Raw genomic sequence first — 7,603 nt, 5'->3', positions numbered from 1 at the left:
GCTCGGGGTGGCACGGCATAAGCTCGCCGACCACTACCGGCGTCGGCACGACCGGTTCAGCGTCCCGGTGGCCGAGCTGCCCGAACCGGTCAGCCCGGCCGACGACTGGGACGCGGCGCTGGACCGCATCGTCGCCGAGAGCGTGCTGGCCAGGCTGCCCGAGCAGCACCGCACGGTACTGGCGCTGCGCTACATGGACGACCGCAGCGTGCCCGAATGCGCAGAACTGATCGGCCGCACGGTGCATGCCACCGAAGCCCTGCTGGTGCGGGCCCGTCGCGCCTTCAGATCTCACTACCCGGAACCGGAAGGAGGGATGTCATGAACAACAGCCACGATCCGCTGACCGTGCTGCATGGCGACGAGCTTCCGGTCCAGCCCGATCCGGCGTTCGCGTCCCGACTGCGTGCACGTCTGGAATCGGCGCTGTCCCTGCCCAATCGAACAGAAGGAGTTGTCATGAGTGGCACCGAAACCGCAATCGCCGAACTCAACCAACCAACCGTGGCGCCCGCGCCTCCGCGGCCAGCCGCATTGCCTTACCTCTCGGTCGCAAACGCGCGCGAGGCAATCGCTTGGTACGTGGACGTCTTTGGCGCGACGGTAGTGGGCGAGCCGTACGAAATGGATGACGGCCGCATCGGGCATGCCGAGCTGGAAATCGCCGGTGGTGTGTTGTATCTGGCCGACGAGTATCCCGAACTCGGACTGAAAGCCCCGACGCCGCAATCGACTTCGGTGAGCCTGATGCTGCACGTGACCGATACCGACGCCACGCTCGATCGAGCGCGCGAGCGCGGTGCCCAAGTGCAGCTCGAGCCCTACGAGAACTACGGCGCCCGCAACGCCACCATCGTCGACCCGTTCGGCCACCGCTGGATGCTCACCGGGCCGGTCACCGGCGCGGCGGTACCCATCCAGCACGGCGACGTCGGCTATGTGTCGGTGTGGACGCCGGACGCCGATCGTGCGGCCGCCTTCTACGGCCATGTGCTGGGCTGGACCTACGATCGGGCGACCAATCAGGTCACCAATACCAAGCAACACATCGGGATCTTCAGCGTCCCCGGGGCGCACACCCTGTTCTGCTGCTACGCGGTCGCCGATCTCGCGGGTGCCCGGCAGTCGATCCTTGACGGCGGCGGCCAGCCCGGTGATGTCCAGCAATTCGACTTCGGCACCGTGCTGGACGCCACCGACCCGCAGGGCACTGGGTTCGCCGTCTTCGAGCCGACGCCGGGGCAGCCGCGCCCGGAGCTCAACGGTGCTGGGCCCGGCGAACTTTCATACATCACCTATGAGGTCACCGATTCGGCCGCGTTCAAGGCGTTCTACAGCCGGATGCTGTTCTGGACCTTCGAGCCGGGCCGCATCGAGGACGGCTGGGGCGTGGTGGAGACCCACCCGATGGCCGGCGTGGCGGGCGGCAGCTCGACGGCGACAACCGTGCCGATGTGGACGGTCGAAGATGTCGAGGCGGCGGTCGCCCGGGTGCGGGAGGCCGGCGGCACGGTGATCGAGGAGCCGTCGCAGCAGCCGTACGGCAAGACCGCGCAGTGCACCGACGACCAGGGCTGCCGCTTCTACCTCGGCGAGTTCTAGCCGTAGTTGCGATTTCGGCGTGATTTCCTGCGCTCAGCGCAGGTTTTCACGCCGAAATCGCTACTAGCCGAGCACGTCGGCGATCGGTGCGCCGTTGGCGATCTTGGACCGGACCTTCATCACCTTGCCGGGCATGCCGCCGCCTACCACGCCGGCCACCACGCCGTCGCGTTCGTAGAACGCCAGGAACTTTCGTCCGTCGTCCTCGACGATATGCACGGTGTCGTCGGCCTCCGGCTCGCCGAGGCACTGGATCTTGACGTCGTACTGATCGCTCCAGAAATAGGGCACCGTGACCGTCGCCGGTATCTCCTTGCCCAACATCGCCGGCACCAGGACACGGGCCTGGTCGGCGACGTTGCTCCAATGCTCTACGCGCACTTGGTATCCCACCGGGTGGCGCCACGACGCGACGTCACCGATCGCCCACACATGTGCTGTGCTGGTGCGGCCGGCCGCGTCGCAGACCACGCCGTTGTCCACCTCGACGCCGCTGCCTTCCAGCCACTGAGTCGCCGGAGTCGAACCGATGCCTACCACCACCAGGTCGGCGTCCAGCTCGGTGCCGTCGGACAGCACCACCTTCTCGACACGGTCGGTTCCGCGGACTTCGGCCACCCCGACGCCGCAGTGCACGTCGACGCCCTCGGCCTGATGCAGGCGGGACACCAGCGCGCCGATCTGCTCGCCAAGCACCGACGCCAGCGGCGTCGGTTGCGGTTCCACCAGAACGACATTCACTCCCAGGCCGCGCAGGCTCGCCGCTACTTCGCAGCCGATGAAACCGGCGCCGATCACGACCGCCTGCCGGCACGAACCCGCGTGCTCGCGCAGCGCCATGCTCTCCTCGAGGGAGCGAAGCACCCGAATCCCTTCCAGATCCGGGAAGGACGGAATGGTCTTGGGCACCAGCCCGGTCGCAACGATGAGCTCGTCGTATCCGAGGTCGCTGCCGTCGGCCAGCGTCACCGATTGAGCCGCGGTATCCACCGACCGCGCACCGTTGCCGAGCAGCACGGTGATGTCGTTCTCTTCGTAGAACTCGGCCGGCTTGAGCGTGACATCGTCCATCTCCGCCCGCAGCACTTCCTTGGACAGCGGCGGCCGGTCGTAGGGCAGGTGGTCCTCGTCGCTGACGATGGTGATCGCGCCGGTGTACTCCGAACGGCGCAGCTGTTCCGCGGTTCGGGTGGCGGCCAGCCCGCCACCGACGATGACGATGCCCCCAGATGTGCTCACGTGGGGTTTTCTACACGATGGCGTCGGCCGAATGTGCGCCGCCCTGCAGTTCGGGCACGTCAGGACCGAGCGCGCTCGATGATGTTCGACAGCACGACGATGCTTTCGCTGCGCTCGATGTCCGCGCTGGAGCGGATGCGTTCCAGGGCCTCCTCCAGGTGCTGCATGTCGCGGGCCAGCACATGCAGGAGGGCGTCCGACGTGCCCGTCACGGTCGCCGCGCTGACGACTTCTGGAATGTCCACCCAGGCAGCGCGCAGCTCGTCTGGCGCAATTGTGCCGTGGCAGAACACCTGTACGTACGCCTCGGTGGTCCAGCCGAGCGCATTGCGGTCGACGACGGTGGTGAAGCTCCGGATAACCCCGCTGTCGAGCATGCGGTCCACCCGCCGCTTGACCGCGGGAGCGGACAGGTTCACTCGCTGCCCGATCTCTGCGAACGTGGCCCGGGCATGCTCGGCCAGCTCGGCGAGAATCCGCTCGTCGGTGTCATCCAAACGGTCCATGATCGGCAAACCCCTATCGACGCAACAAACCTTCGATATCCTACATCTGGCACAACAGATCGTGTATATATACGCAATAGGTGGTGATTGATTGCAAATTACATAGCCAATATCGTTTGATCATGACGATTTCTGCTGTCGCCGCCTACGCGGCTCCGGTATCCGATGTCGCCGCAAGACGGAGGCGCCCTGTCGCCGACAAAGCACCTGAGCGCGCATCGACTGTTCGCCACTACGCCATGACTGCCCCGACGTTCTTCGCCGTCGAGTACGCCATCAACCCGTGGATGGACACCTCGACATCGGTCGACACCCATGTCGCGCTGAACCAGTGGGAAAGCCTGCGCCAGACCTACAAGGAATTGGGCCACACCGTCGAACTGGTAGAACCCGTCGCCGGTCTGCCGGACATGGTGTATGCCGCCAACGGCGGCCTGATCGTCAACGGCAGGGCCGTCGTCGCCCGGTTCGCCTACCCGCAACGCCACGACGAAGCCGCCGCCTACGCCGAATGGATGGCCCGGCACGGCTATCAGCCGGCCGAAACCCGGCACGTCAACGAGGGCCAGGGCGACTTCTTGGTCGTCGGCTCGATCGTGTTGGGTGGCTACGGTTTCCGCACCGACCGCCGGGCACATGACGAGATCGCAGCTGCCGTCGGTATGCCGGTGGTCAGCCTCGAGCTGGTCGACCCGCGGTTCTACCACCTGGACACCGCGCTGGCCGTGCTCGACGACACCACCATTGCGTACTACCCGCCGGCGTTCAGCTCCGAGTCGCGCGTGCGGATCCTCGAGCTCTTCCCGGACGCCATCGAGGTGGCCACCTCCGACGCGAACGTGCTCGGGCTCAACGCCGTCTGCGACGGCCTGCACGTCGTGCACCCCGCGGCCGCGACCGGTTTCGCCGAGCAACTTTCCGATGCCGGTTTCGTGCCGATCGGCGTCGACCTGTCGGAGCTGCTGAAGGGCGGCGGATCGATCAAATGCTGCACACTGGAGGTACATCCGTGACCATCCTTGACGCCGTGACGGCAACCACGGACGCAATCGCCGTCGACGATCGCTATGTCGCGCACAACTACTCGCCACTGCCGGTGGTGGCGGCCAGCGCCGAGGGCGCCTGGATCACCGACATAGAGGGCCGACGCTATCTGGATTGCCTGGCTGCGTATTCGGCGGTGAACTTCGGGCACCGCAACCCGGAGATCACCGCGACCGCGCATGCACAGCTGGACACCATGACCCTGGCAAGCCGCGCATTCCACTCCGACCGGCTCGGACCGTTCTGTCAATCGCTGGCCGAGCTGTGCGGAAAGGACATGGTGCTGCCGATGAACAGCGGCGCCGAAGCGGTTGAAAGTGCCATCAAGGTGGCGCGCAAGTGGGGCAACGATGTCAAGGGGATGCCCGCCGGACAGGGCAATATCGTGGTGGCGCACAACAATTTCCACGGCCGGACGACCACGATCATCAGCTTCTCCGACGACGCGACGGCGCGTCGCGGCTTCGGCCCCTACACACCGGGCTTTCGCTCGGTGCCGTTCGGTGACGCCGACGCACTAGCCACCGCCATCGACGACAAGACGGCCGCGGTGCTGATCGAGCCGATCCAGGGTGAGGCGGGCATTATCGTTCCGCCCGACGACTATCTGCCGCGGGTTCGTGCCGTGTGCTCGGCGCGCAACGTGCTGATGATCGCCGACGAGATCCAGTCCGGCCTGGCGCGCACCGGTCGCACCTTCGCGTGCGACCACTGGGACGTGGTGCCCGATATGTATCTGCTCGGCAAGGCCCTGGGCGGCGGGGTCGTTCCGGTGTCGGCGGTGGTCGCCGACCGCGAGGTCCTCGGGGTGCTGCACCCCGGCGAGCACGGTTCGACGTTCGGCGGCAATCCGCTGGCGGCCGCAGTCGGCAGCACGGTTGTGTCGATGCTGCGCCGCGGCGAATACCAGGCCCGCTCAACCGAACTCGGCAACCGTCTGCACGCGCGACTGCGCACGCTGATCGGCCACGGCGTGCTGGAGGTGCGTGGCCTGGGGCTGTGGGCCGGTGTCGACATCGACCCTGCGCTGGCGACCGGCAAGGAGATAAGCTTGCGGCTCGCCGAGCGCGGCATTCTGGTCAAGGACACCCATGGGTCGACGCTGCGGTTTGCTCCTCCGCTTGTGATCACCGCCGAGGAGATCGATTGGGCTACTTCTCAGTTCGCCGACGTCCTGGCCGAACCTGGTTCACACTAATCCGATACGGAGATATATAGCCCAGCAGGAGGCATCATGACCGCCCCATCGATACGCCTCTCCGAGCAGATGTTACGACGTCGGCCCGTGATCGGCGCCCCGGTCGCACATGGCGCCTCCGACCACCTCAAGCGAAGTATCGGCACGTTCCGGCTGATGATGTTCGGCGTCGGCGCGACGGTGGGCACCGGCATCTTCTTCGTGTTGGCGGAGGCGGTGCCGGAGGCGGGCCCGGCGGTGATCATTTCGTTCATCATGGCGGGCATCGCGGCTGGCCTGTCAGCTATTTGCTATGCCGAGTTAGCGTCCGCGGTGCCGGTGTCGGGGTCCACCTACTCCTACGCCTACACGACGCTGGGTGAGTTCGTGGCCATGGGTGTGGCCGCATGCCTGCTGCTGGAGTACGGCGTTTCGATCTCGGTGGTGTCGGTCGGGTGGAGCGGCTATCTGAACGAGTTGTTGAACAACTTGTTCGGTTTCCAAATACCGCAGTTGCTTTCAGCCGCACCATGGGATGCCGATCCGGGCGTCATCAACCTCCCCGCAGTGATTCTAATTGCCATGTGCGCGCTGCTGCTGATCCGTGGCGCTAGCGAGTCCGCCTTGGTCAACACCATCATGGTGATCATCAAGCTGGCTGTGCTGCTGATGTTTGTCGTGATCGCGTTGACGGCATACAATTCCGACCACTTCGCCGGCTTCTGGGATTCGGGCATCGGGGGCATCACCCTGGCGGCGGGCTCAATCTTCTTCACGTTTATCGGGCTGGACGCGGTGGCCACGGCCGGTGACGAGGTCAAGGATCCGCAGCGCACCATGCCCAAGGCGATCATCGGGGCACTGGTGATCGTCACCACCGTGTATCTGCTGGTGGCGATTTCGGCGCTGGGTTCGCAACCCACCGCGGAATTCGGCTCGGAGGAGCAGGCCACCGCCGGACTGGCGGTGATTCTGAGGAACATCACCGGTGGCACCTGGGCCGGCACTGTCCTGGCCGCGGGCGCGGTGATTTCGATCTTCTCGGTCACGCTGGTGGTGATGTACGGCCAGACCCGCATCCTGTTCGCGATGGGCCGCGACGGGCTGCTTCCGTCGATGTTCGCAAAGGTCAACCCGCGCACCATGACACCGGTCGGCAATACGATCATCGTCGCGGCGGTATGCGCACTCCTGGCCGGATTCGTCCCGCTCGAGTATCTGTGGGATCTGGTCTCCATCGGCACCCTGGTCGCGTTTATCGTGGTGTCGATCGGCGTCGTCGTCTTGCGGGTTCGCCAGCCCGACCTGCCGCGCGGGTTCAAGGTGCCGCTGTATCCGATTACCCCGATCCTGGCGGTGCTCGCGTGCGCCGCCGTGCTGTTCAGCCTGCCCGCAATCACCTGGTTCTGGTTCGGCGCGTGGGTCGCCGTGGCGCTGCTCTTCTACCTGTTCTGGAGCCGGCGCCACAGTGCTCTGAATGCGGGTGGTGCAGACGGTTACATACCCACCGCGATCGCCGGTGACGACGATGTCATGTTCGTCGAGGAGCCGAAGGATCACGACTTCGTCAGCCCGCCCAAGGACGAGCCGTGACCGTCGTCGCCGGCTACCTGGCCGGTAAGGCGGGGCGGTCGGCGCTGCACCTGGCCGTCGAAGCGGCGAAAACGCTGAACACGTCGCTGGTCGTCGTCACGGTCGTACCCAAGCCGTGGACCACACCGTCGCCGGCGCGGATCGATGCCGAATACGCCGCGTGGGCAGACCAATTGGCGGCGGACTCGCAGCGCGAGGCGCAACGGTGCCTCGACCAGATCGGCCAGGGGGTGGAAATCAGCTTCAAGAAAGTCGCCAACCGCACCGCGGGCGAAGGCCTTCTCGAAGCGGCCGAAGAGCTTGAAGCACGGGTGCTGGTGACGGGTTCGTCGTCGAACGGCGCGCTCGGCCAAGTAGTTCTCGGCTCCACCACCGACTGGCTGCTGCACTCCGCGCCGGTACCCGTCGCGCTCAGTCCGCGGGGATACCGCGGCGCACGGTC

At 65.9% G+C, this 7,603-nt stretch carries 8 protein-coding genes; 6 read left to right on the top strand and 2 right to left on the bottom strand.

Annotation, left to right across the window (positions count from 1 at the left end; all coding sequences use genetic code 11):
- Together ACRDU5_RS16025 and ACRDU5_RS16020 are read left to right on the top strand one after the other, a co-directional pair.
- On the top strand, window positions 1-325 hold a 325-nt coding region (locus ACRDU5_RS16025; protein ID WP_526615612.1), incomplete at its 5' end, for an RNA polymerase sigma factor.
- Window positions 322-1,602, top strand: a complete 1,281-nt coding sequence (locus tag ACRDU5_RS16020; protein WP_526615611.1) for a VOC family protein — start codon at window positions 322-324, stop codon at window positions 1,600-1,602. The genes ACRDU5_RS16025 and ACRDU5_RS16020, both read left to right, overlap by 4 nt.
- Window positions 1,603-1,665: 63 nt before the next feature.
- On the opposite strand, the gene ACRDU5_RS16015 is transcribed toward ACRDU5_RS16020, so the two are convergent.
- Both ACRDU5_RS16015 and ACRDU5_RS16010 read right to left on the bottom strand, forming a co-directional pair.
- Entirely contained in the window at window positions 1,666-2,874 is a 1,209-nt protein-coding gene (locus ACRDU5_RS16015; protein WP_526615613.1) for an NAD(P)/FAD-dependent oxidoreductase, read from the bottom strand.
- Between the two features lie 26 nt (window positions 2,875-2,900).
- On the bottom strand, window positions 2,901-3,347 hold the full coding sequence (locus tag ACRDU5_RS16010) for an Rv2324 family transcriptional regulator (protein ID WP_526615610.1): 447 nt from the start codon (window positions 3,345-3,347) through the stop codon (window positions 2,901-2,903).
- Window positions 3,348-3,469: 122 nt separating this feature from the next.
- On the opposite strand from ACRDU5_RS16010, the gene ddaH reads away from it, so the two are divergent.
- From ddaH to ACRDU5_RS15990, 4 genes are all read left to right on the top strand, one after another.
- Entirely contained in the window at window positions 3,470-4,360 is an 891-nt protein-coding gene (gene ddaH, locus ACRDU5_RS16005) for a dimethylargininase (protein WP_526615609.1), read from the top strand.
- Complete coding sequence (gene rocD / locus ACRDU5_RS16000) at window positions 4,357-5,589, top strand: ornithine--oxo-acid transaminase (protein ID WP_526615608.1); 1,233 nt, start codon at window positions 4,357-4,359, stop codon at window positions 5,587-5,589. The genes ddaH and rocD overlap by 4 nt, the downstream gene beginning before the upstream one ends.
- A gap of 36 nt (window positions 5,590-5,625) precedes the next feature.
- Window positions 5,626-7,161 carry an amino acid permease gene (locus tag ACRDU5_RS15995; RefSeq protein ID WP_526615607.1) on the top strand — a complete coding sequence of 512 codons (1,536 nt, stop codon included), beginning with the start codon at window positions 5,626-5,628 and terminating at the stop codon, window positions 7,159-7,161.
- On the top strand, window positions 7,158-7,603 hold a 446-nt coding region (locus tag ACRDU5_RS15990), incomplete at its 3' end, for a universal stress protein (protein ID WP_526615606.1). The genes ACRDU5_RS15995 and ACRDU5_RS15990, both read left to right, overlap by 4 nt.

Origin of the sequence: Mycobacterium sp., assembly GCF_050701515.1 — a bacterium.
Classification (GTDB): Bacteria; Actinomycetota; Actinomycetes; order Mycobacteriales; family Mycobacteriaceae; genus Mycobacterium.
Note: the sequence above shows the minus strand (reverse complement) of the source record. Positions and strands in the feature narration are given on the sequence as shown.